This is a genomic window from Mucilaginibacter xinganensis (genome assembly GCF_002257585.1).
In the GTDB taxonomy this organism is placed as follows: domain Bacteria; phylum Bacteroidota; class Bacteroidia; order Sphingobacteriales; family Sphingobacteriaceae; genus Mucilaginibacter; species Mucilaginibacter xinganensis.
The window spans coordinates 2,748,061-2,772,630 of sequence record NZ_CP022743.1; the positions used below are offsets into that span (position 1 = coordinate 2,748,061).

General features: G+C 42.9%; 21 protein-coding genes. 13 read left to right on the forward strand and 8 right to left on the reverse strand.

Annotation, left to right across the window (positions count from 1 at the left end):
* Window positions 1-51: 51 nt before the first annotated feature.
* The 5 genes from MuYL_RS12055 to MuYL_RS12075 all read right to left on the reverse strand — a co-directional run bounded on the left by MuYL_RS12055 (window position 52) and on the right by MuYL_RS12075 (window position 5,468).
* Complete coding sequence (locus MuYL_RS12055) at window positions 52-1,209, reverse strand: FecR family protein (protein WP_094570815.1); 1,158 nt, start codon at window positions 1,207-1,209, stop codon at window positions 52-54.
* Between the two features lie 91 nt (window positions 1,210-1,300).
* The gene (locus MuYL_RS12060) at window positions 1,301-1,858 is read right to left on the reverse strand and encodes an RNA polymerase sigma-70 factor (RefSeq protein ID WP_094570816.1); all 558 of its coding nucleotides are present in this window, start codon (window positions 1,856-1,858) and stop codon (window positions 1,301-1,303) included.
* 144 nt (window positions 1,859-2,002) lie between these two features.
* A complete protein-coding gene (ruvB, locus tag MuYL_RS12065) occupies window positions 2,003-3,025 on the reverse strand; it encodes a Holliday junction branch migration DNA helicase RuvB (RefSeq protein WP_094570817.1) in 1,023 nt (340 codons plus the stop codon).
* A 111-nt stretch (window positions 3,026-3,136) separates the two neighbouring features.
* The gene (locus MuYL_RS12070) at window positions 3,137-3,868 is read right to left on the reverse strand and encodes a polyprenol monophosphomannose synthase (protein ID WP_094570818.1); all 732 of its coding nucleotides are present in this window, start codon (window positions 3,866-3,868) and stop codon (window positions 3,137-3,139) included.
* A 112-nt stretch (window positions 3,869-3,980) separates the two neighbouring features.
* Entirely contained in the window at window positions 3,981-5,468 is a 1,488-nt protein-coding gene (locus tag MuYL_RS12075) for a POT-type proton-dependent oligopeptide transporter (RefSeq protein ID WP_094570819.1), read from the reverse strand.
* Window positions 5,469-5,730: 262 nt separating this feature from the next.
* On the opposite strand from MuYL_RS12075, the gene MuYL_RS12080 reads away from it, so the two are divergent.
* The 13 genes from MuYL_RS12080 (at window position 5,731) to MuYL_RS12140 (ending at window position 20,374) form a co-directional block, all read left to right on the forward strand.
* Window positions 5,731-7,359, forward strand: coding sequence for an acyl-CoA carboxylase subunit beta (locus tag MuYL_RS12080; protein ID WP_094570820.1), 1,629 nt, complete (start codon window positions 5,731-5,733; stop codon window positions 7,357-7,359).
* Window positions 7,360-7,446: 87 nt separating this feature from the next.
* On the forward strand, window positions 7,447-7,878 hold the full coding sequence (locus tag MuYL_RS12085) for a DUF3592 domain-containing protein (RefSeq protein WP_094570821.1): 432 nt from the start codon (window positions 7,447-7,449) through the stop codon (window positions 7,876-7,878).
* A 49-nt stretch (window positions 7,879-7,927) separates the two neighbouring features.
* Window positions 7,928-9,103, forward strand: a complete 1,176-nt coding sequence (locus tag MuYL_RS12090; RefSeq protein WP_094570822.1) for a dipeptidase — start codon at window positions 7,928-7,930, stop codon at window positions 9,101-9,103.
* 27 nt (window positions 9,104-9,130) lie between these two features.
* Window positions 9,131-10,129 carry a toxin-antitoxin system YwqK family antitoxin gene (locus MuYL_RS12095; RefSeq protein WP_157740818.1) on the forward strand — a complete coding sequence of 333 codons (999 nt, stop codon included), beginning with the start codon at window positions 9,131-9,133 and terminating at the stop codon, window positions 10,127-10,129.
* A gap of 92 nt (window positions 10,130-10,221) precedes the next feature.
* A complete protein-coding gene (gene trxB / locus MuYL_RS12100; protein WP_094570824.1) occupies window positions 10,222-11,178 on the forward strand; it encodes a thioredoxin-disulfide reductase in 957 nt (318 codons plus the stop codon).
* A gap of 193 nt (window positions 11,179-11,371) precedes the next feature.
* Window positions 11,372-11,497, forward strand: coding sequence for a 30S ribosomal protein THX (locus MuYL_RS12105; RefSeq protein WP_094570825.1), 126 nt, complete (start codon window positions 11,372-11,374; stop codon window positions 11,495-11,497).
* Between the two features lie 132 nt (window positions 11,498-11,629).
* On the forward strand, window positions 11,630-13,954 hold the full coding sequence (locus tag MuYL_RS12110; protein WP_094570826.1) for a family 20 glycosylhydrolase: 2,325 nt from the start codon (window positions 11,630-11,632) through the stop codon (window positions 13,952-13,954).
* A gap of 7 nt (window positions 13,955-13,961) precedes the next feature.
* Entirely contained in the window at window positions 13,962-14,720 is a 759-nt protein-coding gene (locus tag MuYL_RS12115) for a hypothetical protein (RefSeq protein ID WP_157740820.1), read from the forward strand.
* Between the two features lie 366 nt (window positions 14,721-15,086).
* Window positions 15,087-17,141, forward strand: a complete 2,055-nt coding sequence (locus MuYL_RS12120; protein WP_094570828.1) for a BatA domain-containing protein — start codon at window positions 15,087-15,089, stop codon at window positions 17,139-17,141.
* A gap of 32 nt (window positions 17,142-17,173) precedes the next feature.
* The gene (locus MuYL_RS12125; RefSeq protein ID WP_094570829.1) at window positions 17,174-18,427 is read left to right on the forward strand and encodes a dihydroorotase; all 1,254 of its coding nucleotides are present in this window, start codon (window positions 17,174-17,176) and stop codon (window positions 18,425-18,427) included.
* Between the two features lie 4 nt (window positions 18,428-18,431).
* The gene (locus MuYL_RS12130) at window positions 18,432-19,100 is read left to right on the forward strand and encodes a hypothetical protein (RefSeq protein WP_094570830.1); all 669 of its coding nucleotides are present in this window, start codon (window positions 18,432-18,434) and stop codon (window positions 19,098-19,100) included.
* 8 nt (window positions 19,101-19,108) lie between these two features.
* Window positions 19,109-19,690, forward strand: a complete 582-nt coding sequence (locus tag MuYL_RS12135; protein ID WP_094570831.1) for a DUF4199 domain-containing protein — start codon at window positions 19,109-19,111, stop codon at window positions 19,688-19,690.
* 123 nt (window positions 19,691-19,813) lie between these two features.
* Window positions 19,814-20,374, forward strand: a complete 561-nt coding sequence (locus tag MuYL_RS12140) for a DUF4199 domain-containing protein (protein WP_094570832.1) — start codon at window positions 19,814-19,816, stop codon at window positions 20,372-20,374.
* A 98-nt stretch (window positions 20,375-20,472) separates the two neighbouring features.
* Here the strand turns inward: MuYL_RS12140 and rseP are convergent, their stop codons facing one another.
* From rseP to MuYL_RS12155, 3 genes are read right to left on the reverse strand one after another with little or no spacing between them, the layout of a single operon-like run.
* Window positions 20,473-21,825, reverse strand: a complete 1,353-nt coding sequence (gene rseP / locus MuYL_RS12145) for an RIP metalloprotease RseP (protein ID WP_094570833.1) — start codon at window positions 21,823-21,825, stop codon at window positions 20,473-20,475.
* Window positions 21,826-21,837: 12 nt separating this feature from the next.
* Window positions 21,838-23,046: a 1-deoxy-D-xylulose-5-phosphate reductoisomerase gene (locus MuYL_RS12150; protein WP_245845511.1), complete on the reverse strand. Its 1,209-nt coding sequence runs from the start codon at window positions 23,044-23,046 to the stop codon at window positions 21,838-21,840.
* 24 nt (window positions 23,047-23,070) lie between these two features.
* Entirely contained in the window at window positions 23,071-24,570 is a 1,500-nt protein-coding gene (locus tag MuYL_RS12155) for a GH3 auxin-responsive promoter family protein (protein ID WP_094570834.1), read from the reverse strand.

Here is a 24,570-nt window from a genome sequence, read left to right on the forward strand (position 1 = left end):
GGATAGGTAACCAGGCAAATATGTTTTTCAATAGCTTATTTAAGTCCGGTATTAAGAGGTAACTATTATCGTCTTACCTTCTATTTTAAAGTTTATACCGGTATATTTTAACATCTTCAATAATTCAGACAAGTTCACATTGCGCGATATGCTACCGGAAAAATGCCTTTTAGGTAGTTCTCCTTCATATTTTACGTTCACATCATACCACCGGGCAGACTCACGCATTATAAACGGTATTTCTGCTTTTTCAAATTGAAAGTTTCCGTTTGTCCAGGCCAGTATATCTTCAGTATCAACTTTGGTTATATTGATCCTGCCGGGGGCATTGTATAAAATACTTGATTGTTGTTCGGGCACCAGGAGCGCGGTTTGATTGTATGCCGATATTTTTACGCTCCCCTCAATAAGGGTGGTTTTAATAGCGGTTTCGTCTGTGTAAGCATTAATGTTAAAGTGGGTTCCCAATACTTCAACCGTTTGCTTACCCGATACAACCCTAAAGGGAAGGTGTTTGTTTTTAGCGATTTCAAAATAGGCTTCCCCGGTTATTGTAACCCGTCGCTCATTTTTTGCAAATGCTGTTGGGAAAGTTATTGAGGATGCGGAGTTAAGCCACACTTTACTGCCATCGCTCAGTACAAGTTGAAACTGGCCTCCTTTGGGCGTAGTCACCATATTATAAATGGTTGCAGAATCTTTAGGGCTAGTACCGGTATGATGATAGCTAAGTTGACCGTCTTTATCTTTTTTAAGCAAGGTTTGACCCTGGCTGGCCAAAAGTCCATTTTTAACGTCGTTTAAATTTATTTGGCTGCCATTTGCAAGGGTTAAAATAGCTTTATTACCACCCGGTTTAACATCGTTTTTTAACTGTGGCTTTCGGTTTGTTGCAGCTAAGGGTTTAACCGGCCTTTTTGTATTTGCATAATAGCGCATGTAAATGACTGACAACAGCAGTATGCTGGCAGCAACTTTTAGCCAGGCAGGGACAAGTGTTAATGCCGGTTCAGGCTTTTTTTTAATGTCACGATTTATTTTATTTAAGATCCGCTGGCGTAAGGCTTCCTCATTTTCTGCAAAGGCCAAAGGAATGTTAACAGGCCTGTCCTGATCTGAATTGTACCATGCAGCAAACTCTGCCTGTTCGGCAGGAGTGATGGTATTATCAAGCCATTTTTTTGCTAATTCCTGGTAACGGTTCTCCATTCAGCGGTAGTTGTTTACTAGTAAGTCCGCCAGGCGCAATAAATCCCTTAGTGTAACGTAAAATATTTTTTTTCTTTTTTTTCGATGAACGCTAAAGCAGGAACTGGCTTAGCCGGGTGCGTAAAGTTTTTATTGCTTTACCCAAATGAGCTTCAACTGTTTTTTCGGAAATCCCCAGTTCTGCAGCAATTTTTTTCTGGGAGTAGCCGGCTTCGCGGCTTAACTGGAACACAAGGCGGCATTTTTCCGGTAAATCAGCCACAAAAACGGCAAGCCTGCTTTTTAATTCTTCAAATTCAAGCCATTGTTGGGTTGAGTCATCAGTGATAGTTGCTGTGTATTGGCTATATTCAGCGTATTTCTGCTGACTGTTTCTTTTATCTAAAGTTTTAATTACCCTGTACTTTACGGATACAGCCAGGTAAGAGCTTAGTGTATCGATTACACTGAGTTCGTCCCGCCGTTTCCACAGGGAAATAAATATATCCTGCACAATTTCTTCGGCCTCGTCAAGTTCCCTTAATTTATTGGTGGCAATAGCAAAAAGCTTTGACCAGTAACGGTTATAAATTTCGGTAAAAGCATGCTCATCGCCCTCACCAAGTAAGCCGGATAGTTCTTTATCATTAAGAATAGTATAATTGCACATATTCAAAATAAGAGCAAAATTATATCTGCAAATAATTACCGCCGGTAAGAAAAGAGAATCCCAAAAGATAAGGTTTACTTATTCGTCAGGCTAAAATTCTCACCAGGCAAATCGGTTTATAATTCCAAATGTAGTAACTATTGGTTAAAACAGCGAAGGATTTCCTCCTGTTTTTATTTTGCCCAGGTGTTTATAGGCATGTTCTGTTGCTTCGCGTCCACGTGCAGTACGCATTAAAAAGCCCTCCTGTATCAAAAAAGGCTCATAAACCTCTTCAATAGTGCCTTCGTCTTCGCCTACCGCAGTAGCTATTGTTTTCAGGCCAACGGGGCCGCCTTTAAACTTATCAATAATGGTGGTTAATATTTTATTGTCCATTTCATCCAAACCATGCTCATCAACATTTAAAGCGTTAAGGGCATATTTTGCAATCCCGGTATCAATATTGCCATCCCCTTTAATTTGAGCAAAATCACGTGTGCGGCGTAGCAGCGCATTGGCAATACGGGGTGTGCCACGGCTTCGGCGGGCAATTTCATAAGCCCCTTCGTCGCTGATAGGGGTTTTTAAGATAGACGAAGAACGCAGCAGGATGGTAGTTAATAACTTGGCATCGTAATACTCCAGGCGTGAATTTATCCCAAACCTGGCACGCAGCGGTGCGGTAAGCAAGCCGGAGCGCGTAGTTGCGCCTACCAGCGTGAACGGGTTTAAGGAGATTTGCACCGAGCGGGCATTAGGGCCGCTTTCCAGCATAATATCAATCTTAAAATCCTCCATCGCCGAATAAAGGTATTCCTCTACCAGCGGGCTTAACCGGTGGATCTCGTCAATAAATAAAATATCACCTGTTTCCAGGTTGGTCAGTAATCCTGCCAGGTCACCGGGTTTATCCAACACCGGACCTGATGTGATCTTAATGCCAACGCCCATTTCATTTGCAATAATGTGCGAAAGCGTGGTTTTACCCAGGCCGGGGGGGCCATGCAGCAGCACATGGTCAAGCGCTTCGCCGCGCTGGCGGGCAGCCTGTACAAATATTTTTAAATTAGCTAATAATTTATCCTGGCCGGTAAAGTCCTCAAATACCTGCGGGCGCAAAACTTTTTCAATATCGCGTTCGGTAGAGGAGAGGCGCTCACGGTCGGGATCTAAATTCTCATTCATCGAAGACGAAATTAATTTTTTAATTCGGAATTCGGAATGCCGAATGCGGAATTACTACGTATTAAAGATGGTTTTCATTCCGCAATTGAAATTTCGCAATTCGCATTTAAATCAACCCTCAGGATATTTCCTGAATATGGAATTGATCTTCATCTGGATTACCCCAAAAAAAGCTTCCCTGAAGATGCTGGTCGACATTTTTGAAGTGCCGGCAGTGCGGTCTGTAAATATAATAGGAACCTCCACCAATTTAAAGCCATGCTTTATGGTAGTGTATTTCATTTCTATCTGGAATGCGTAGCCAACAAATTTTATTTTATTTAACTCGATGGTCTCCAAAACTTTGCGCTTGTAACACATAAAGCCTGCCGTAGCATCCTGTATATTAATGCCGGTTATAAACCGTACATAAACCGATGCAAAATAACTCATCAGTACGCGGCTCATAGGCCAGTTAACCACGTTTACGCCATTGATATAACGTGAGCCTATTACCGCGTCGGCGCCGTTTATGCAGGCATCACGCAATTTTAGCAAATCGTCCGGGTTGTGCGAAAAATCCGCATCCATCTCAAAAATGTAATCGTACTGGTGCCCTATTGCCCATTTAAAGCCGTGGATATAAGCCGTTCCCAGGCCTTGTTTACCGGCGCGCTCTTCTATAAAAAGCTTTCCGCTATATTCAAGCTGCAGCTGCTTTACAATGTTTTGTGTACCATCGGGCGATCCATCGTCAATAACAAGGATATGAAAATCATGAGGCAGGGAAAATACCTTACGGATCATCCGTTCGATGTTTTCCTTTTCATTATAGGTGGGAATAATTACTATGCTATCAGGCACCGGGGAACAATTAGATAAATAATTGGCGAAATTACTTGATTTTGGCTTTCATTTAAAATAAAAAAGCAGTAAAGCAACAATTACTTTACTGCTTTTTTATAATTATATTGATTTACAGGTTGTTTATATCTGCTAACCCCTGGTTATCTAAGTACGGATCAGTAATATAATTGCGTTCTTTAAGTCTTGGTGAAACAATCAAAAATGCTACTAAGAATACGCAAATAAATGCAACAAAAAACCATTCGTAGTTGGCGCCCTTAAGGTTGCGCGCCCACCAGCCGCCATCTTCAATAAGGCCGTTAACCAGGGCAGTAATTAAATTGCCAAAAGATACCACGAGGAACCAAATACCGGTCATGGTACTTTTCATTGATTTCGGCGAATGGGTATAGGCATATTCCAAACCGGTGATAGATACCAATACCTCTGCCGCCGAGAGTATCATAAATGCCAGCACCTGCCACCAAATAGAGGGGGTGCCGCCGTGCATAATGTCATTGTGTATAACGCCTATAACTACAAATGATAAAGCTGTTAAAACCAGGCCGGTACCAATCCTGCGCAATGGTGTGGTTTTTAGCCCGCGCTTATCAAGCCACGGGTATATTAAATAGTTAAACAGCGGAATGAACGCGAGCAGGAATACAGTATTAACTGTTGACAACTGACCGGGTTCTACAGTAAATGAAGTAAAGCCCAGGCTGATCACCCGATTCATTTTCTCAGCATATAATGTCCATTCTGATAAGCATTGATCCCAAACGGCCCAAAATGCCAGCGCAAAAAAGAATACCGACATAACCCGGTAAACAGCTTTCACGCCTTCAACGCGTTCCGGGTTATAGGAGTCTTTGGCAACATCAAGAAACGATTGTCCAGGTTTTCGCTGGCCCTGGTGTGTTAGTGAATACCAGGTTATAAACACAAGGTTATTGCGGTTAACGCCCTGCGGGGGAACTTTTACATATCTTTTCCGGCCTGAAAAAAATATGATGGTAGCCAGCGCCATCAGGAAACCCGGAACACCAAAAGCCCATTTTGGGCCAAAGTATTTGTAAACCTCAGGAATGGCAACGGTTGAAATCATAGAGCCGGCATTGATACTAAAATAAAACCAGCCGTAAACTTTTGAAAGCAAATCCTGGTTGGTGGCGTCGAACTGGTCGCCAACGTTAGCCGACACGCACGATTTAATACCACCGGCACCAATAGCAACCACAAGCAAACCTAATTCAAAACCACTAAGGCCGCCATCAAACAAAGCCAGCATTAAATGCCCAACGCAGTAAACCATGGATACATATAATATAAGCTTATATTTACCTGTAAACCAGTCGGCTATCATGCCGCCTACAAAGGGTAAGGCGTAGGCCACCATTACAAATAAGTGATGTAATTTATTGGCATGCGCATTGGCCTGTTCTGTTAAGGCGGCATCACCCGTAGGGTTAAAAAATTGCTTTACTAAAAAAAGCGTTAGTATGGAACGCATGCCGTAAAAGCTAAAGCGTTCCGCAGCTTCATTCCCTATAATAAAGGGAACGCTTCGTGGAAACCTGGATTTTGTTGGTTTTGTTATCGTTGAACTATCCTGCATTAATTTTTTTGCTTAAAAACTGCGCTAAAGTAATATAAATCCTTTAAAACAAAATTTAATACCGAAAGTGTTACAAATTATACAGGTATTATTTTGTTTGGGAGGCTATTTAAAAGATTATACAACTTAGTATATGCTTAAGCTTAAATGTGCCTGAAATTTAGTTTTTACAGTTTGGATAAATTATTAGTACCATTTAAACTTCGTAAGTTTACCTCGGATAGCGAACTAATCCCTGTCACCAATTATATAACTGCACCAAATGGATCTGGATTTTAATAAAAATGAGGATATAAATAAGCAGCTGGTATATGAAGTAAATACGCGGCTTAAAAAAATTTACAAGGGTGGCGGTGAAAAGGCCGCTGCCAAACAAAAGGAGAAAGGGAAGATGCTGGCGCGCGAGCGGGTGGCTTACCTGCGTGATAAGGACAAGCCATGGCTGGAAATTGGCGCTTTTGCAGGCGAAGAGATGTATGCCGAACATGGCGGCTGCCCGTCGGGCGGGGTGGTGTGCGGAATTGGCTATATCTCGGGTCGTCAATGTGTAATTGTGGCAAATGATGCTACAGTTAAAGCCGGTGCCTGGTTCCCTATCACGGCCAAAAAGAACCTTCGCGCGCAGGAAATTGCCATGGAAAACCGGCTGCCTATTATTTACCTTGTTGATTCGGCAGGCGTGTTTTTACCCCTTCAGGATGAGATCTTTCCTGATAAAGAGCACTTCGGGCGCATTTTTCGCAACAATGCCATGATGAGCAGTATGGGGATTATCCAGATTTCAGCTATTATGGGTTCATGTGTGGCCGGCGGGGCATACCTGCCGATAATGAGCGATGAAGCGATGATCGTAGAAGGCACCGGGTCGGTTTTTTTAGCAGGATCATACCTGGTTAAATCGGCCATTGGCGAAGATGTTGACAATGAAACGCTGGGCGGCGCAACAACGCAATGTGAAATTTCGGGGGTTACCGATTACAAACAGCCTAACGACCAGGCAGCGCTTGATGCTATCCGCAACATTATGAGCATGACTGGTGATTTTACGAAAGCAGGTTTTGACCGGATAAAACCCGCTGCTCCAAGGTTGAAAGAGGAAGATATTTACGGTATTTTGCCTATAAGCCGCGAAGCTGCCTATGATATGAACGAGATCATTCTGCGTTTACTGGATAACTCCGAATTTGAAGAATACAAGGCCGGTTTCGGGCAATCGATTATTTGCGGGCTTGGCCGGGTTGACGGCTGGGCGGTGGGTATTGTAGCTAACCAGCGTAAGGTTGTCAAGTCGAAAAAAGGCGAAATGCAGTTTGGCGGCGTCATCTATTCTGATTCAGCCGATAAAGCTACCCGGTTTATTATGAACTGCAACCAAAAGAAGATCCCGCTGGTGTTTTTACAGGACGTTACCGGTTTTATGGTCGGCAGCCGCTCGGAGCAAGGGGGGATAATTAAAGATGGCGCTAAAATGGTGAATGCGGTGGCTAACTCGGTAGTACCTAAATTTACCATAGTTATCGGTAATTCATACGGCGCAGGAAATTACGCCATGTGTGGCAAGGCCTATGATCCGCGGCTTATTTATGCCTGGCCATCTGCTAAAATTGCCGTAATGGGTGGCAGCCAGGCTGCAAAGGTATTGGTGCAAATGCAGGCTGCCGGCTTAAAGGCCAAAGGTGAAGAAGTTGATCAGAAAAAAGAAGACCAGCTGTTAAAAGAGACAACCGACCGCTATAACGCACAAACAACGCCATATTATGCTGCTGCCAGGCTTTGGGTTGATGGGATCATTGATCCGCTGGATACCCGTAAAGTGATCTCCATGGGGATTGAAGCCGCTAACCATGCACCAATTGAAAGGGCGTTTAATGTGGGAATAATACAGACGTAGGTGCTGTGCAGATGAATTTGAAGATGAGTTGATTTGAAAATTTGAAGATTAAAACAGAGATGAATTTTTCAATAAACTATCCATGGTATGAATGTTAATTATGATGAATTAATAATGCTTGCAGGCGGGGCTTTTCTAACGGTGTTTGGCTTTGGAAAGATTAACGAACGCGGGAAGCTAATTAAATCGGGTGTTAAGGTTGAAGGTATTGTATTTGATATAGAAACAAGCTTGGGGACGGGACCGGATACGCAATCTACCACGTATTATCCTGTAATTAGGTTTGTAACCGCTGATAAAGAATGGATAACAGAAAAATATAATATTGGCAGTAATCCTTCAGTTTACAGTGTTGGTGAAAAAGTGACAGTAATTTATGATATAACTGATTATAAACATTTCCTGATAGATAATACCCAAACTAAATTGTTTGGCGCTGTGCTGATAGCTGTTGGAACGCTGTTAATTTTAGGAGTAATTATGTATTTCTTTATAAATCAATATCCGTCTTTATCATAGCTCCTCACTGTCAATTTTATCAAAGAAGAATAATTTCCTATCTTTCCTCATGAAAAAACTGCTCCTGCTTTTTGCGTTAATCGGTATAACCGGCGCCTACGCCCAAACACCGCTTCAAATCCATCAAAAAGCCATTTTAATTGATACGCATAACGATATTCTTTCAAATATCCTGATCACCAAACAGGATGTTGGCCAGCTGCAAAGCACCGGTAATTTTGATTTGGTACGGGCAAAGCAGGGCGGTTTGGACGGGCAGATCTTCTCCATTTGGTGTGGTGAGGAGTATGGTAAAGGTACCGCCTTTGCCTTAGCTAACCGCGAGATAGATTCGTTATATGCCTTAATTGCGCGCAACCCGGGTAAAATAATACTGGTCCACAACGCAAAGGAACTTGTTACAGCAGTAAAACAACAAAAAATGGCTGCAATGATAGGCGTGGAGGGCGGTCACATGATTGAGGACAGGCTGGACTACATAGATAGCCTTGCCAAACGGGGAATGAACTATTTAACCCTTACCTGGAACAACAGCACAGCATGGGCAACATCAGCCCGTGACGAGGTTACCAAGAAAGACTCTTTAAAGCACCCCGGCTTAAGCGAATACGGCAAAAAGATAGTTAAACACCTGAACGAGCTGGGAGTAATGGTTGATGTTTCGCATGTTGGGGAGCGTACGTTTTATGATGTAATGGCAACCAGCAGCAAGCCTGTGATCGCCTCGCACAGCTGCGCTTATAGTTTGAATCCTAATCGCCGCAATATGAAGGACGCGCAGCTGAAAGCGCTGGCGAAAAACGGGGGAGTGGTTTTTGTGAATTTTTACAGTGGCTTTGTGGATAGTACCTACACCCCCAAAGTATCCGCCTTTTTACACCGGCACAAAGCAGAGCTGGATTCGCTTACCAAAGTTTACCATGACGGCGACCTGGCCAATATCAGGCTGAACGCTATTTATAAAAGCGAGTCGGACAAGATCCGCCCGCCCCTTAGTTTGCTCATTAAGCATATTGATTACATAGCTAAACTGATTGGTGTTGACCATGTTGGCATAGGCTCAGACTTTGACGGCGCAGAATCGTATCCGCTGGGTATGGACAGTGTTAGCGATTACCCAAAAATCACAGAAGAATTGCTGAAGCTGGGTTATACCGAAAAGGATGTGAACAAAATATTAGGCGGTAATTTTATCAGGGTGTTTAAGGCGAATGTTGGAAAATAGCTATATTAGCGCGCCAAATTATCTCAATTGAAGTTATTAATATTTGCTACGCTTTGCTTGTCGGTTGTTTTTCCTTCATTTTCACAATCGGCACATGTTATCTATCTCAAACCGGATGGATCCAAGACCACCAACGCCGATAGTGCGAACACCTACATCATGTATGAACCAACCGCAAATGATTCATTGTGGTTTATGCAGCAATTCAGTATGGATCATATAATCATGACTTCGGGATATTATGCCGACAAAGCGATGACTATCCCTCATGGTAAGTTCACCTATTATCGGTACTCAAACGGGTTTAAACATGTTAAATATGACTTTGAAAAGCGTAAGTACGATACAACTACTTTTGATGCCGGTAATTACGTGAGTAAAACAGGCTATTTTGTAAATGGAAAACGAACAGGCAAGTGGCTGGTTTACAACGGTTATGGCAAGCTTGATGAAGTTTGTTTTTACCGCGACGACGAGTTGTCGGGGCCTGCCCGATACTATTCAGACGATGGGAAGCAGATTTTAGAGGAAGGGTTTTTAAAGGGTAACTTAAGGGATGGAGATTGGAATTATTATTCGCCTAAGGGAGCCTTGATAGGGACTATTAGGTATTATAAGGGAGACAGGCAGGGTATAAAGTCAAGATTAAACTCGAAAACATTATCTGTAAGAAATGGTATGCCCGATTATGATTTGCCCGCTTACCTCGCAGGTGCTTTAAGAGGTAGAAAATTAACTTATTTTAGAGACTGTTCGCCCATTTATTTAATTCGTTTAAACAAAGATGGAAAACTTACCCGGCCCGAAACCCTTCGATCAGGTTGTAACATAGAACTGGATGTTGCTATTGGCGAAATATTAATGAATGCGCCTGCGTGGGATGCTGCAACCAGGGATAGACAAGCTGTAGAGGCAACAGCTGTTATTTTTTTAAAAGTTTACTTTGATGCTGATAAAAAACCTCATGTATCGTTTCATACCAACAGTCCGGATGATAATATAATTCTGCTATCGAAAGAATTTTAAATTAGCCAAAAACCGGCAGCTATGTTTTACCGCAGCCTGACTATTAAAGCTGCAATTTTTCTTAACTTTGAAAATCAATTTTAAAAACAAAAATGTCTCAAGATATTGAACACGTAAAATGCCTGATCATAGGTTCAGGTCCTGCAGGTTACACTGCTGCTATTTATGCTTCACGTGCCGACTTAAAACCGGTAATGTACACCGGGTTGCTTGCCGGCGGGCAGCTTACCCAAACTACCGATGTTGAGAATTACCCCGGTTACCCTGAGGGGATTATGGGCCCCGAAATGATGGAGAACTTCCGCAAACAGGCTGAACGTCTGGGGACTGACATTCGTTTCGGATACGTAAGCTCGGTTGATTTTTCAGTATTGCCGCATAAAGTTGTGGTTGATGAGCATAAAACCATTACTGCCGATACCGTTATTATTTCAACCGGTGCATCTGCGAAATGGCTTGGGCTTGAGTCTGAACAAAAATACAGCGGCTTCGGTGTTTCGGCATGTGCTACCTGTGATGGTTTCTTTTTTAAAGGCGAAGATGTGGCGATTGTTGGCGCAGGCGATACCGCTGCCGAAGAAGCAACTTATTTGGCTAAATTATGCCGCAAGGTAACTATGATTGTCCGCAGGGATGAGTTCAGGGCATCAAAGGCAATGATGCACCGCGTTTTAAATACGCCTAACATCGAGATCCTTTACAATACCGAAACAAAAGAGATAGTTGGCGACGGACAGAGTGTTACCGGCGTTACAGTGATTAATAATGTTACCAACGAGGAAACTACCTTAAAGGTATCGGGCTTTTTTGTGGCTATAGGCCATCATCCTAATACCGAAATTTTTAAAGGGTGGATTCACATGGACGAAACCGGTTACATTAAAACCACACCGGGTTCAACAACTACCAATATTGAAGGTGTATTTTGCTGCGGCGATGCACAGGATCATATCTACCGCCAGGCGGTAACAGCAGCTGGAAGCGGTTGTATGGCTGCTATTGATGCTGAAAGGTACCTGGCGGCTAAAGAGCACGTGGTAACGGCTTAAATTAGTGTTTAGTGGCTGGAGGTTAGAGATTAGTTGAGGGGTAGCGATTATAGGTTAAGTCAAAACAACGCGGCATTCATAGTTTCAGGCGCATTGAATTAAATAAAACAACTTTATCCGTTATAAAGTTATACATTGCGAAGAGCTGAAAATAAGCTTCATAAATTAACTAACTATAATCAACAATACTATCATGGGAAAAGGCGATAAAAAAACACGAAAAGGAAAAATTGCAATGGGGTCATACGGTAAAACCAGGCCACATAACTTCAAGAAAACTACAACCGCCCCGGTTGCCGTAGCCGAAGAAAAGAAATAACATCAAGCCATCCTGCACAAAACAGGGTGGCTTTTTCTTTTAAAAGCAGATTTTTTACAACCGCAAATGGATGTTTTTTTCCAAAATCTGTTATCTTCACCACCTCGTTACTAAACCAATAACTTTTGCTGTATGTATAAAAAGATTTTTATATCGCTTTGTGTTTTTATGGCCTTTTTTGCCGCGTTTGCGGATGCGCAGGATACCGATCCTAACATGGGTATTATACCCGCGCCGGTGTCCCTTAAAAAATCGCCCGGTGAATTTGTGCTGAGCCAGGAAACTACTCTGCTTGCTGATAGTATAGATAACAAGGCCGTTGTTTTTTTACATGATTACCTCAAAAACAATGCAAACCTTAAAGTAAAACTTCAAGCTAATACTGGTTCAGTTACCGCAAATAGCATTGTACTTACCTCAAAAGGTGCAGATAACCTGCCTGCAGGCGGTTATACATTTACCATAACGCCGCAGCAAATAACCATAACAGGTAAAGGGGCCGGTCTTTTTTATGGCGTGCAATCATTAATTCAGCTGGTGCCTGCTGATAAGGGTGCCGTAGCCAAACTGCCATGCGTGCAGATCAATGATTATCCCCGCTTTGGTTACCGTGGTTTGATGCTGGACGTAAGCCGCCACTTTTTTTCGGTTGAGTTTGTTAAAAAATATATCGACCTGATGGCAGCCTACAAGCTGAACAACTTTCACTGGCATTTAACTGACGACCAGGGCTGGCGCATAGAAATTAAAAAATATCCGAAACTTACGCAGATCAGCAGCAGGCGGGCGCAAACAGTGATCGGTAATTATCACGACCGCACCCCGCAGCAGTTTGACAATACACCGTATGGCGGGTATTACACCCAGGACCAGATCCGCGATGTGGTAAAATACGCATCAGACCGTTATATCAACATCGTTCCCGAAATTGAAATGCCCGGCCACTCGGAAGCTGTTTTAGCCGCGTATCCTGAGTTAAGCTGCGATCCGTCATTAACAACCTATAAAGTAGCTGAAACCTGGGGTGTATTCCATAATATCTATAGCCCCTCTGACAAAACTTTTAGCTTTTTGCAGGATGTTTTAACCGAAGTAATGGACCTTTTCCCCAGCAAGTTTATTCACGTAGGCGGGGATGAAGTGCCCAAGGATGCCTGGAAGAAATCGGAATTTTGCCAGAAGCTGATCAAAAAACTTGGCTTAAAAGATGATAAATCATCATCAAAAGAAGACAAACTGCAAAGCTATTTTATCCAGCGGATGGAGAAGTTTGTGAACTCAAAAGGGCGCAGTATTATTGGCTGGGACGAGATCCTGGAAGGTGGCCTTTCACCAAATGCTACAGTAATGAGCTGGCGTGGCGAAGCGGGCGGGATAGCCGCTGCAAAGCAAAATCATAATGTAATAATGACACCCGGCAGCGCCGGCCTGTACATTGACCATGCGCAGGGAAAAGAGAACGAACCGTTAAGCATAGGCGGGAATGAACCACTAACAAAAATATACAGTTACAACCCAACCCCGGCTGAGTTAAGCCCCGATCAGCAAAAATACATTTTAGGGGTGCAGGCCAACTTATGGACAGAGTACATCCCAACCGAAAATAAGGTTGAATATATGATATTACCAAGGATTCTGGCACTATCAGAAGTGGCGTGGACACCTGTTGCCGGTAAAAACTATACAGATTTCGCCGATGTGCGCCTGCCCGGGCATTTGGCCTGGTTTGACAAAAATAACTTTGATTACCGTGTGCCCGCTGCTATAGGGGGTAAGGACACCATAATGTTTGGTACCCAGCTAAATGTTAATTTGAAAAGTTCTGTACAGGGCGCTAAGGTTTACTACACCATTGATGGCTATAACCCGCGCGAAACAGACATAGAGTACACCATACCGATGAGCTATAATGTTCCGGCTGATCAGTACCGCGAATTAAAAACCATTGTTATTACCCCATCGGGCAAACGCAGCCAAATAACCCGCGCCATAATGTATAACAAAGCGCCGCTGCCGGCAATTAACGGAAACAACACCAATAAGGGTTTGAAATACAAATTATATACCGGCGAATTTAATAGTGTAAACGATTTAAATACTGCTGCGGTTATTGATAGCGGCGTAACGGTAACGTTCAGTACAGCGGCTTTTAAGAAAAATATTAAAGGCTACGGTGTAATATATACCGGGATATTTCGTATTGATAGTGATGGCGTTTACGGCTTTTCAACGGCTTCATCAAATGGGTCGGTGTTACTGGTTGACGACCAGCCCGTTGTTGGTAACGACGGCAAGCACGGTGTTTATGACCAGGGCGGCGCTGTGCCGTTGCTTAAAGGCTACCATAAAATAACTATCAAATATTTTGATGCCACCGGCAACGGAAATTTAAAAGTATTTATGACCACACCGGGTAAACTGAAGGCAGAAGTAACGCCTGATACCATGTTTAATTAATTTTGCTATGATTTACAAATGCCGTTACTGCTTTTTAATGCTGCTGGTGGGCAGTATTTTAATGGTAAGTTGTTCTGAAGATAAAAAACCGGTAACTACCGCTGTGGTGCCGGTAAAACCGGTGGTGATGGCTCCGTTCAGGTTTCACAAACTGATAGAGGTTTCGCCCGGGGAAGACTATGATGTGTTAAGCTGGGGCCGCGGTTCAACTAAAACCGGTGCATTTGAGATCCTGCATTCCGACTCGTCGGCAGCAAAGTTCACGACTACTACCGGCGACCTCGACGGCGACATTGTTGATGCCTATAACTCAGATATGGACCTCGACGGGAACCCCGAGATTCTGATCAGGGCCAAAGGGAAGGACACCATCAATTACACTAATATTTATGCTTTTGAATTTAACAACAGCGGGGCACATAAACTTGATTTTCCGAAACTAACCCGGTCGCAAAGAGCAGGTTACCGGGGTGACGATAACTTTTATATTAAAGACGGCAAGCTGATCCGCGAGTTCCCGATCTACGACGGTAATACCAAAGCTGCCAAAGCTACAGGCGCAAAACGGCAGTTTGAATATGGACTGCGCAATAATGAGTTCACCATAAAGCAGTTAAGTAAAGATTCGACTGATGTTAAGACGGTTCAAAAAGAACAGGCAAAAGTTTCAACATCCGGGAATAAAGAAACTACGTCTAAAAAATCTAAAAAGCATAAAGAAGAAACACATAAAAAGAAGCGCAGGCGGCACAGAAGTAATGATTAAAATTGGCGATTGAGCGAAGTGATGATTGATGTGTTTTTAAGATTGATTTCTAAGGGATTTAAATGCTTTAAATCAATATCTTCTGTAGGTTGGTGATCGGGGTGGTGAAACAGGTATTGACAAGGGTAGTGACACACTAAATAAAAACAGTAAACAAAAACTAAATAAGTAGTAGTATCAGTCGAATCCACTAAAAATTTTAGTTAAGTTATAATGGTTTGCAATCTTTGCTCAACTTGTCTGTTCATCAAAAAAAGAAAAAAGTTGCGCTTAAAAAGAAAGTATTTATTCACATTAGCCATATCAAATGGCAAATATTTTTTATATTTTTCGTAAATTTGTATAGTGCCAATCCCGCACCAGAATATGCATTTTCTATATCCTGTCTTCTTATTTGCATTGCTTACACTGGCCATACCGATACTTGTGCACCTGTTTAATTTTCGCAGGTATCAGAAGGTGTATTTCAGTAATGTACAGTTTTTGAAAGACGTGCAGGAGCAGCAATCGCACCGCCGCAACTTAAAGGAGCGGCTGATCCTTGCTTCACGATTGCTTGCCCTGGCATTTTTGGTTTTTGCCTTTGCAAGGCCATACGTTCCCGGTAAAAATTCTGTAAACGCAGGTAAGTTACAGGCGGTAAGCATCTTTGTTGATAACTCTTATTCTATGCAGGCCCTTAATCGAGAGGGGACGTTGCTTGATGAGGCTAAGCGCCGCGCAAAGGAAATAGCATCAGCCTATAATATAAATGACAGCTTCCAATTGCTTACGCAGGATTTTGAAGGAAAACACCAGCGTCTCCTGAGCCGTGACGAATTTAATGACGCGGTTGACGCGGTAAAGATCAGCCCGCAGAGCCGTACTTTGCAGCAGATTATCAGCCGGCAGCAAAGCCTGCTGGATATGCACCGCAGCAGCATGAGATCAGTTTACCTGTTATCCGACTTCCAAAAAAATATGGACGCGGCACAGGCGGTAAAGGCTGATGCAGGTTTGCACATTAGCCTGGTACAGTTAAAAGCTAACAGTCTGCCTAATGTGGCTGTTGACTCGGTCATGCTATTGAACGCTATCCACAGGCCGGGCGAAAGCGAAAAACTGGTAGTACGATTACATAACTATGCTGACAAACGGGCCGAAAAGATACCGATGAAGCTGGTTATAAACGGTGAGCAAAAGGCCCTGGGCAGTTACACCGTAAACGCACGCTCGGTGCAATATGATACGCTGGCATTTGCGGGCCTTAAAGCCGGCTGGCAGCGGGCCGAACTAAGCCTGCAGGATAACCCCGTTACTTTTGACAACCAGTTTTACTTTTCATTTAACGTAAGGCAGCAAATGCCTGTTTTACTGGTTGATGGCGGCGCGCCCAATCTCTATTTAAAAGCAGTATTTGCCGCGGATCCTTTTTTTGCCGCGCAACGGGTACCCGATGGCAATGTGGATTACGCGGCTTTAAGCACCTACTCTCTAATTATTTTAAATGATATAAAAGCGATATCAACAGGCCTGTCCCAGCAATTAAAGGGCTACGTTGCTAAAGGCGGAACGCTTATGGTTTTTCCTTCGGCTGAAGCGGATTTAGCCAGCTACCGGTCGTTATTGCAGCCCATGAACGTAGCGTACCCGGAAAAGCTGCTGACTGCCGACACTAAAGTTACAGCGCTAAACCTGCAGAGCCAGGTGTTTAAAAATATATTCGAGAATTTTCCTCAAAATCCCGACCTGCCGGTTGTGAAAAAATATTACCAGCTTAGCACATCAACAACTAACCGCGCCGAAAATTTAATGACGTTGCCGGGCAGCAAGCCCTTTTGGGCAGGATACACCAGCGGCAGGGGGAAAGTTTATGTTTCGGCAGTGGCACTTAATGAAGATTTTAGCAATCTGCCGCGGCATGCGCTGTTTGTACCCGTAATGTTCCGGATAGCGCTGCTGGGCGGCTATGATTCGCCGCTATTCTACACACTTGGCCGCGATGAAACAATTGAAACGCTGCCCGTGAAAACCGATGAAAAGCAAATTCTTAAACTGGTTAACGGCACACAAAGCATCATCCCGGATACCAGGCAGCAGGAGGGAGCAACCCTGGTTTATTTGGCAGACCAGCTGCAAGAAACCGGGATCTATGATCTGAAAAAGGCCGACAGCACTTTATCAATACTGGCCTTTAATGATAACAGGAGCGAGTCGGACTTAAGTTACTTAAACACCACCCAACTAGCCAAACTGGTGCCGCAGGCCACTGAAATAATGGAAGGTGGGAAGGGCTCATTAAAAGGTAATGTAACTGAAACAAATTTCGGCTTACAATTATGGAAACTTTGTATAATTTTGGCATTGATTTTTCTGGGGGCCGAAATACTGCTGGTAAGGTTTTATAAAACAGATCACCGTAGTATTAAGCAGCCCGTTTAAATGGATAAAAACCCACCTCTAAAGCATAGTAGATGAATTTGCTTATCAAGTCCGCAACAATTATTGATCCTCACTCGCCCTATAATCAACAGGTTGTTGATATTTTAATTGAAAAAGGGATTATTACTAAAATAGCCCCCGAACTGGAAGCCGATGCTGAATTGGTTGAAGCCGAAGGGAAATTTGTATCCCCGGGTTTTTTTGACCTGAACTGCAATATCGGCGAGCTTGGCCTCGAAACAAAAGAAGACCTGCATACCGGTACGGCTGCAGCGGCTGCGGGTGGCTTTACAGGTATTGCTTTAATGCCCAACACCATACCTCCCGTACACTCAAAGGCTGAAATAGAATACCTGGTGAATCGCGCTAAAAGGAACCTGGTAGATGTTTACCCTTTAGGAGCCATATCGCACAAACGGGAGGGTAAAGACCTGGCCGAAATGTATGATATGTTTTTAAGCGGTGCAAAAGCGTTTACAGATGGTAACAGGCCCGTACAGGATGCCGGACTAATGGAAAGAGCGTTACTTTATGCGCAGGGTTTTGATGCCCTGATATTGTCTTACCCGGAAGATACTGCCATTGCCGGCAAAGCAAAGGTTAACGAAGGGGAGATCAGCACTATTTTAGGGATGAAAGGAATTCCGCCGCTTGCTGAGGAGCTGATGATAGCGCGCGACCTGTACCTTGCTGAATATACGGGTTCACGCATCCACTTCAGCACTATATCTACCACCCGCTCTGTTGAACTGATAAGGGAAGCCAAACGCAAAGGCCTTGAGGTAAGCTGCGACGTCGCCGCCCATCACCTGGTGTTAACGGACGAGGCGCTTTTAGGCTTTGAAAGCCTGTATAAAGTAAAGCCACCGCTAAGAACCCGCGATGATGTTAATGCTTTGCTGAAGGGCTTAAAAGACGGCACCATTGATGCAATAGTATCCCAGCATACCCCGCACGAGGTGGAATTTAAAGATGTGGAGTTTGAAGTAGCAGAGTTTGGAATTACAGGTTTACAAACGGCATTCTCCTTAGCCTTACTGGCAGGACTCGATCCCGAACTTATAATTGAGAAGCTGGCAATAAACCCGCGCCGCATATTAAATCTTGAAATACCGTCGGTTACCGAAGGAAGGGAAGCCAACCTGGTTTTATTTGACCTGGAAGCTGAGTGGGAATTCACCAGGAACAACAATAAATCAAAATCATATAATTCGCCTTTTATTGGGCAAAGCTTAAAGGGAAGCATATTACTGACCCTAAATAACAATCACCTGTATAAACAATAAAAACATGATCGATCCGAAAGTAGAAACAGCCATTGAAGCCGCATTAACGGCTTTTTCAAAATATAGCAGCTTTGATGCCACACCGTTTGCCGACGTAATGGAAGACGTATTTGATTCTGAGGAAGACTTTATAAGTAAAGTTGCCCAAATGGATGAGGTATTCGATGATTATCCCCAACTGGAATCACTTCGCGAAGTGTTTTTTGATTTGCTGATGATCAATTTCTTTAGCGCCGACGTTAAGAAACTGGAAGAAGATTACCTGGATACGCCGGAGTGGGAGGCCATTGAAGAAGATACGCTTGACAGGGGCACCGAATTGTTAAACCTGCTGCTATACCTGAATGAGTGTGAAGATGAAGAGATTGAACCCGGGCTGGAGGACTATCTGAAAGAGTTTTTACTGGTTGACGAAGATGAGTTTCAGGATGAATACCGCATTTACGAACCCGTAATAGCTCACCAGGTTTTAATGGAAAGCCCGGTTAATGAAATTCATAAGGTAGCTGTAAACCTTCCGGAAGACTCTGAATTAAAAGAGTTGTTTTATCCAATCATGTGCTTTTTCCAAAATACAGACCCTGCCGATGAAGTTAAAGCCAGCATAGCTGATAATGCAATAGATAAGGAATTTGATATGGCGGTGTTAGAAATATTGATCAGCTTCAGGTAACACAGGTAATGGAAGATCTGCAACAAAGATTAAAAATAAACGGGGTTAAAAGCGGAGCAATGCTTGGGCTTATCATAACAGCGCTGGGGATATTTTCTTATTACCTCATTACATCTATTACAACCTCTACAATAATATTTGTAGGCGCACCCATATTTTTAGGCGTTTTTATCCCAATATTTTGTGTGGTGATGTTTTGCTTTAATGCGCGCAAAAAAATAGGGGGATACTGGACATTCAGACAGGCAGTTACCGGCATTTTTACCATGTTTATTGTGGCGTATCTTGTGCAATTTATAGCAAAAGATATTGTTTTTAACAGGTTTATTGAACCCAACAGCATTCAAAAGACGCAAACGGCGGCGATAAATGCCAAAACGCTGCTGATGCAGCAGCGGCATGCGTCCCCCAAGGATATCACCAAAGATATAGATGATATGAAAAAGGAATTTGTACAGCAGCAGGCACTTAGCATCGGGGGCATCCTCCAGTCTATGGTGTTTTCCGTACTGTTTATCTTCCTGTTCTCGCTCATTTTTGCTTCGCTGTTTAAAAAAGATTCGCCGGGAGGGTTACCCAGGCCTGAATAATCATTTTATTAATTAAAATATTGAGAAGTAGTTGTTTGTAATAAAACAACTGCTTTTTTATTCCTTTACCTTTTAATTTGATACATTTATTTAAATTTAAACAAAACTTTAAACCAATTATCAATGGAAAGTATCACTACTCCAACCCCAAGTAAGGTGGCCTTAAAATGGGCGCTTATCGGTGTCCTCGCTTCAATTGTGCTAACTTATGTTTACCAGTTTTTAAACATTGATGCGAACTCGCCCGTCAAGTATGTTAATTATCTGTTTTTTATCCTCTTTTTAATCCTGTCACAAAAGGAATTCAGGGACCAGTTGGGCGGCTTCGTTACATTTGGCCAGGCCTTTGTTGAGGGACTTTTATTCTCGGTATTTTATGGTATAATGGTTGCTATTTTTACTTACATCTATTTTTCTTTTTTAAGCCCTTCGGTTTGGGAGCAGGCATTGGCAGCTTCCCAGCAAAAATTGGAAGCGGGTGGGAATTTATCGGCGGAACAAATTGAATCAGCTATGAACATTACCCGGAAATACGGCGTAATTATAGCTACAGTTGGAATAATTATTGGTACCCCGATAATGGGTGCCATTGTTGCCCTGATAGGTGCTGCTATCTTTAAAAAAGAACGCTCTTTATTTGATATGGAGCAAAGTGACAATAACTATACAGATCCAGCTGTTTAACAACATCATAAAGCTTGGTAACCAAAACAGGCCGCTTCATTTGAAGCGGCCTGTTTTGGTTTAAGGGTAATCCTCCCGGGTGGGGAAGTGCTTTATTTTTAATGTTTTACAATCTGCTTTACAATATCGTTGCCAAATACAAATACCATTAAGGTCACCAGTATTACAAAACCAACTATTTGTGCACGTTCTAAAAACTTATCGCTTAGTGGTTTGCCTTTTATCATCTCAATGATCAGGAATAGCGCGTGGCCGCCGTCAAGTGCCGGTATGGGCAATAAGTTGGTGAGCGCAAGTACCATAGAAAGAAAACCAACCAGGCTCCAGAAACGGATCCAGTCGATATGCGAGCCAAACATGGTTGCAATAGCAACCGGGCCGCTAACAGCTTTGTTAAACTTAACTTCACCTTTAAATACTTTTCCAAGTCCTTTTGCATTATCAGTAAATGTTCCCCAAGCTTTTGTTGCACCTATTGGCAATGAGCCAAAAAAGCCGAAGGTTAATTTCTTGTCTTTAGGCAGATCAAATTTAGCACCTATGCCTGTACGTCCGTCGTTAAAGCCCAATGCCCCATCTTTATTAACATAAGTTGTATGTTGGGAAACTACGTTGTTCCTTTTTACATCCAATACGGCTTGTTTGCCTGCATATTTTTTTAATTCAGATTGCAGCTGGTCAAAAAATTTAACAGGAACACTATTTACGGCTAAAATGCTATCGCCCTTAACTAATCCGGCCGCGGCTGCATAACTTTTTGGCACTACGGTGTCAATAGCAAATGTTGAACGCGGAACCCTGCTGATAAACTGATCAATGCCCATGTCAGACAGATCGTTTATTAAATTGCCGGGAACTTTTACGTGCAGCGTCTGGCTTCCGCGCTCTACCGTCAAATCGGTGTTACCCAATATAACCTCGGTGCTGGTAAGCTCTTCAAAACGTACAATGGTTCGTCCGTTAACCGCAGTAATTTTATCGCCGGGTAATAAGCCAATGCGCAGGCCAATTTTACCGGGTACTATCCCATATTTTATTTCGGAATTCGGCATATAGGTTTCGCCATATTTAATGGTTAATACCCAAAAAATAAGGATGCCTAAAATGATGTTGACAAAAATACCGCCAAGCATTACGATTAAACGCTGCCAGGCTGGTTTTGAGCGAAACTCCCAGGGTTGTGGCGGGCCTGCAAGCTGATCGGTGTCCATTGATTCATCAATCATACCGGCAATTTTCACATAACCGCCAAGGGGCAGCCAGCCAATCCCGTATTCAACACCTTTATAGTTAAACTTAAACAGGCTAAAGTTCCATGCATCAAAAAATAGGTAAAACTTTTCTACCTTAATGCCAAATGCACGGGCAGCCAGGAAGTGGCCAAGTTCATGAAGGATTACTAAAATAGACAGGCCCAGGATTAACTGACCTACCATGATCACTATACTCATTTATATATTATATTAAAATTGTAATGCTTTTAACGGCATTTGATGTATTAAATTTTGCGCAAAGATGCGTGTTTCTTTGTCAGTATTCAAATAGTCTTCTAAATCAGGACTGTTCTTAAAGGCAATGTGTTGCATGCATTCTTCAATTACTTTGCTCATGGCTAAAAAGCCTATGCTGTTGCTCAAAAAACCAGCCACGGCTACCTCATTTGCGGCATTAATAATACAAGGCATATTGCCACCTTTTTTTAAGGCCTGGAAAGCTAAATCTAAATTACGGAAGGTAACAAGATCCGGTTTTTCGAACGTTAGGTTAGGGTAGTTGGTAAAGTCAAAGCGTTTAAAATTATTCTGCACGCGGTTGGGGTAAGTAAGTGCGTACTGAATAGGCAACTTCATATCGGGCAAGCCCATTTGCGCTTTTATTGATCCATCGCGAAACTGCACCATTGAGTGAATAATAGATTGCGGATGAACGATCACATCAATTTGGCCGGCCTCTAAATCAAACAGCCACTTTGCTTCAATAACCTCGAGCCCTTTATTCATTAACGATGCGGAGTCGATAGTTATTTTGGCGCCCATAACCCAGTTTGGGTGTTTAAGGGCATCCTCACGCGTAACATGCTCTAAAAATGACAATGACCTGTTTCTGAAGGGCCCTCCTGAAGCTGTTAAAATGATTTTTTCAATCTTATTATCCTGTTCGCCGGCAAGGCATTGAAAAATCGCCGAGTGTTCGGAATCTACCGGCAAGATTTTAATGCCATGTTTTTTGGCGAGCCCGGTAACCAGTTCCCCGGCAACAACAAGGGTTTCTTTATTTGCCAGCGCGATGTCTTTGCCGGCTTTAATGCCTGCAATAGTTGGTTCTAAACCGGCAAAGCCCACCATTGCCGTTATCACGGTATTTATTTCAGGATCGGTTACGGTATCAATAATTGCTTCAATACCGGCCAAAACTTTTACCGAAGTAGCAGCAAGTGCATCCTTTACATATTGGTATTTGCTTTTATCGCAGATTACCACATACGCCGGGTTAAACTGTAATGCCTGTGCAATTAGCAGGTCGGCATTGCTCTGAGCAGTTAGCAGATAAGCCCTGAAGAGTTCGGGATTATTGCCAATTACCTCGAGCGACTGTGTGCCAATGCTGCCTGTTGAGCCAAGGATTGCTATATTTTTATAGTTAGATTGCCCTATTGTTGTATTGCTATTCAAAATATTGTTTTTAATGTTCTCTATTTAAACAATATACCCTATCAATTCATCCGCGATTTTCCGATCATTTGCTAACCTCGGTACTTTATTTTGACCGCCAAGTTTTCCCTGCGACCGCATATATTTTATAAAGGTATCTTTTTTTAAGCTCTGGATTACCAGGGGCCGTAAAATGTTGCCTTCAATCAGGTCAAAATAATAAATATTTTTCTTTTGCAATGCTTCGTCAACCGCTAACGCAAAGGCTTCCGGGTCTTTCGGTGGCGTCCCAAACTCAATAAACCATTCATGATAAGGTAGTTGGCCTTGCGGCGGATTAACTTGCGGTGCCACAGTAAATTCAATCACATCTACTCCCTGCTGATTGGCTACACTCATTAATGCCTGCTCAACTTCCTCGCCAATTACATGCTCGCCAAAGGCCGAGATATAATGTTTTATGCGCCCGGTAACCACAATTTTATATGGATCTTTTGATACAAACTTAATGGTATCACCCAGGCTATATCCCCATAAGCCGGCGCTGGTATTTAGTATTAGCGCATAGTTTTTATCAAGCTCAATATCTTTTAAACTGATGCGGGTTGGGTTTTCATTAAAATATTCGTCGGTTGGAATAAACTCATAAAAGATCCCTGAATCTACCATCAGTAATAAGCCTTTTTCCTTTTGCGAATCCTGGAAAGCAATGAAACCTTCGGATGCCGGGTAAGTTTCAATAGAATCTATTTTAAAGCCTATACTCTCTTCCATACGGGCGCGGTAGGGCTCATAGTTAACGCCACCGTGCACAAACAGCTTAAAGTTCGGGAAAATGTCCTTGATCTTTTTACCGCTTGTTACTGTTGAAAGCCTGTCAAAATACATCTGGCACCACGGGGGAATACCCGAAATGAGGCGCATGTCCTGGTTTTTTGTTTCTTCAACTATCGCATCCACTTTTTGCTCCCAGTCATCAATACAATTTACGTTGTAACTGGGCATCCGGTTCTTTTGCAAATAGGCAGGTACGTGATGGGCAACAATACCTGATAACCTGCCAGTGGAAATGCCGGCTTTAGTATCCAAAACGGGGCTGCCCTGCAAAAATATAAGCTTGCCATCAACAAAATCAGCATTACCTGTTTCGTGGATGTAACTCAATAAGGCATTTCGCGCTGCTTTAATATGCTCGGGCATGCTCTCTTTCGAGATAGGAATATATTTAACCCCGGAAGTGGTTCCTGATGTTTTGGAAAGGTAAGCAGGTTTACCGGGCCATAATACGTTTTCTTCACCTTTGGTAACCCTGTCAATATAAGGCCTTAATTGTTCGTAGTCACGCACCGGAACAGTCCTTTTGAAATCATCATAAGTACTGATCTGCCCAAAATGATGATCGGCACCAAAAGCGGTATCTTTTGCTTTATGAATAAGCTGCTGAAATGTTTTTTGCTGCAAAGCCACTGCGTTTTTGCGCAGTTTGTTTAAACGGCCATTAACTATGGCTGCAAAAGGTTTGCTTAATGCGGCCTTAAATCCCAT

Excerpts from the sequence above, each read along its gene's own strand:
- MuYL_RS12055 (WP_094570815.1), bottom strand. The coding sequence starts at position 1,209 with ATGGAGAACCGTTACCAGGAATTAGCAAAAAAATGGCTTGATAATACC.
- MuYL_RS12060 (WP_094570816.1), bottom strand. The coding sequence starts at position 1,858 with ATGTGCAATTATACTATTCTTAATGATAAAGAACTATCCGGCTTACTT.
- ruvB (WP_094570817.1), bottom strand. The coding sequence starts at position 3,025 with ATGAATGAGAATTTAGATCCCGACCGTGAGCGCCTCTCCTCTACCGAA.
- MuYL_RS12075 (WP_094570819.1), bottom strand. The coding sequence starts at position 5,468 with ATGCAGGATAGTTCAACGATAACAAAACCAACAAAATCCAGGTTTCCA.
- MuYL_RS12080 (WP_094570820.1), top strand. The coding sequence starts at position 5,731 with ATGGATCTGGATTTTAATAAAAATGAGGATATAAATAAGCAGCTGGTA.
- MuYL_RS12085 (WP_094570821.1), top strand. The coding sequence starts at position 7,447 with ATGAATGTTAATTATGATGAATTAATAATGCTTGCAGGCGGGGCTTTT.
- MuYL_RS12090 (WP_094570822.1), top strand. The coding sequence starts at position 7,928 with ATGAAAAAACTGCTCCTGCTTTTTGCGTTAATCGGTATAACCGGCGCC.
- trxB (WP_094570824.1), top strand. The coding sequence starts at position 10,222 with ATGTCTCAAGATATTGAACACGTAAAATGCCTGATCATAGGTTCAGGT.
- MuYL_RS12105 (WP_094570825.1), top strand. The coding sequence starts at position 11,372 with ATGGGAAAAGGCGATAAAAAAACACGAAAAGGAAAAATTGCAATGGGG.
- MuYL_RS12110 (WP_094570826.1), top strand. The coding sequence starts at position 11,630 with ATGTATAAAAAGATTTTTATATCGCTTTGTGTTTTTATGGCCTTTTTT.
- MuYL_RS12115 (WP_157740820.1), top strand. The coding sequence starts at position 13,962 with ATGATTTACAAATGCCGTTACTGCTTTTTAATGCTGCTGGTGGGCAGT.
- MuYL_RS12120 (WP_094570828.1), top strand. The coding sequence starts at position 15,087 with ATGCATTTTCTATATCCTGTCTTCTTATTTGCATTGCTTACACTGGCC.
- MuYL_RS12125 (WP_094570829.1), top strand. The coding sequence starts at position 17,174 with ATGAATTTGCTTATCAAGTCCGCAACAATTATTGATCCTCACTCGCCC.
- MuYL_RS12130 (WP_094570830.1), top strand. The coding sequence starts at position 18,432 with ATGATCGATCCGAAAGTAGAAACAGCCATTGAAGCCGCATTAACGGCT.
- MuYL_RS12135 (WP_094570831.1), top strand. The coding sequence starts at position 19,109 with ATGGAAGATCTGCAACAAAGATTAAAAATAAACGGGGTTAAAAGCGGA.
- MuYL_RS12140 (WP_094570832.1), top strand. The coding sequence starts at position 19,814 with ATGGAAAGTATCACTACTCCAACCCCAAGTAAGGTGGCCTTAAAATGG.
- rseP (WP_094570833.1), bottom strand. The coding sequence starts at position 21,825 with ATGAGTATAGTGATCATGGTAGGTCAGTTAATCCTGGGCCTGTCTATT.
- MuYL_RS12155 (WP_094570834.1), bottom strand. The coding sequence starts at position 24,570 with ATGGGATTTAAGGCCGCATTAAGCAAACCTTTTGCAGCCATAGTTAAT.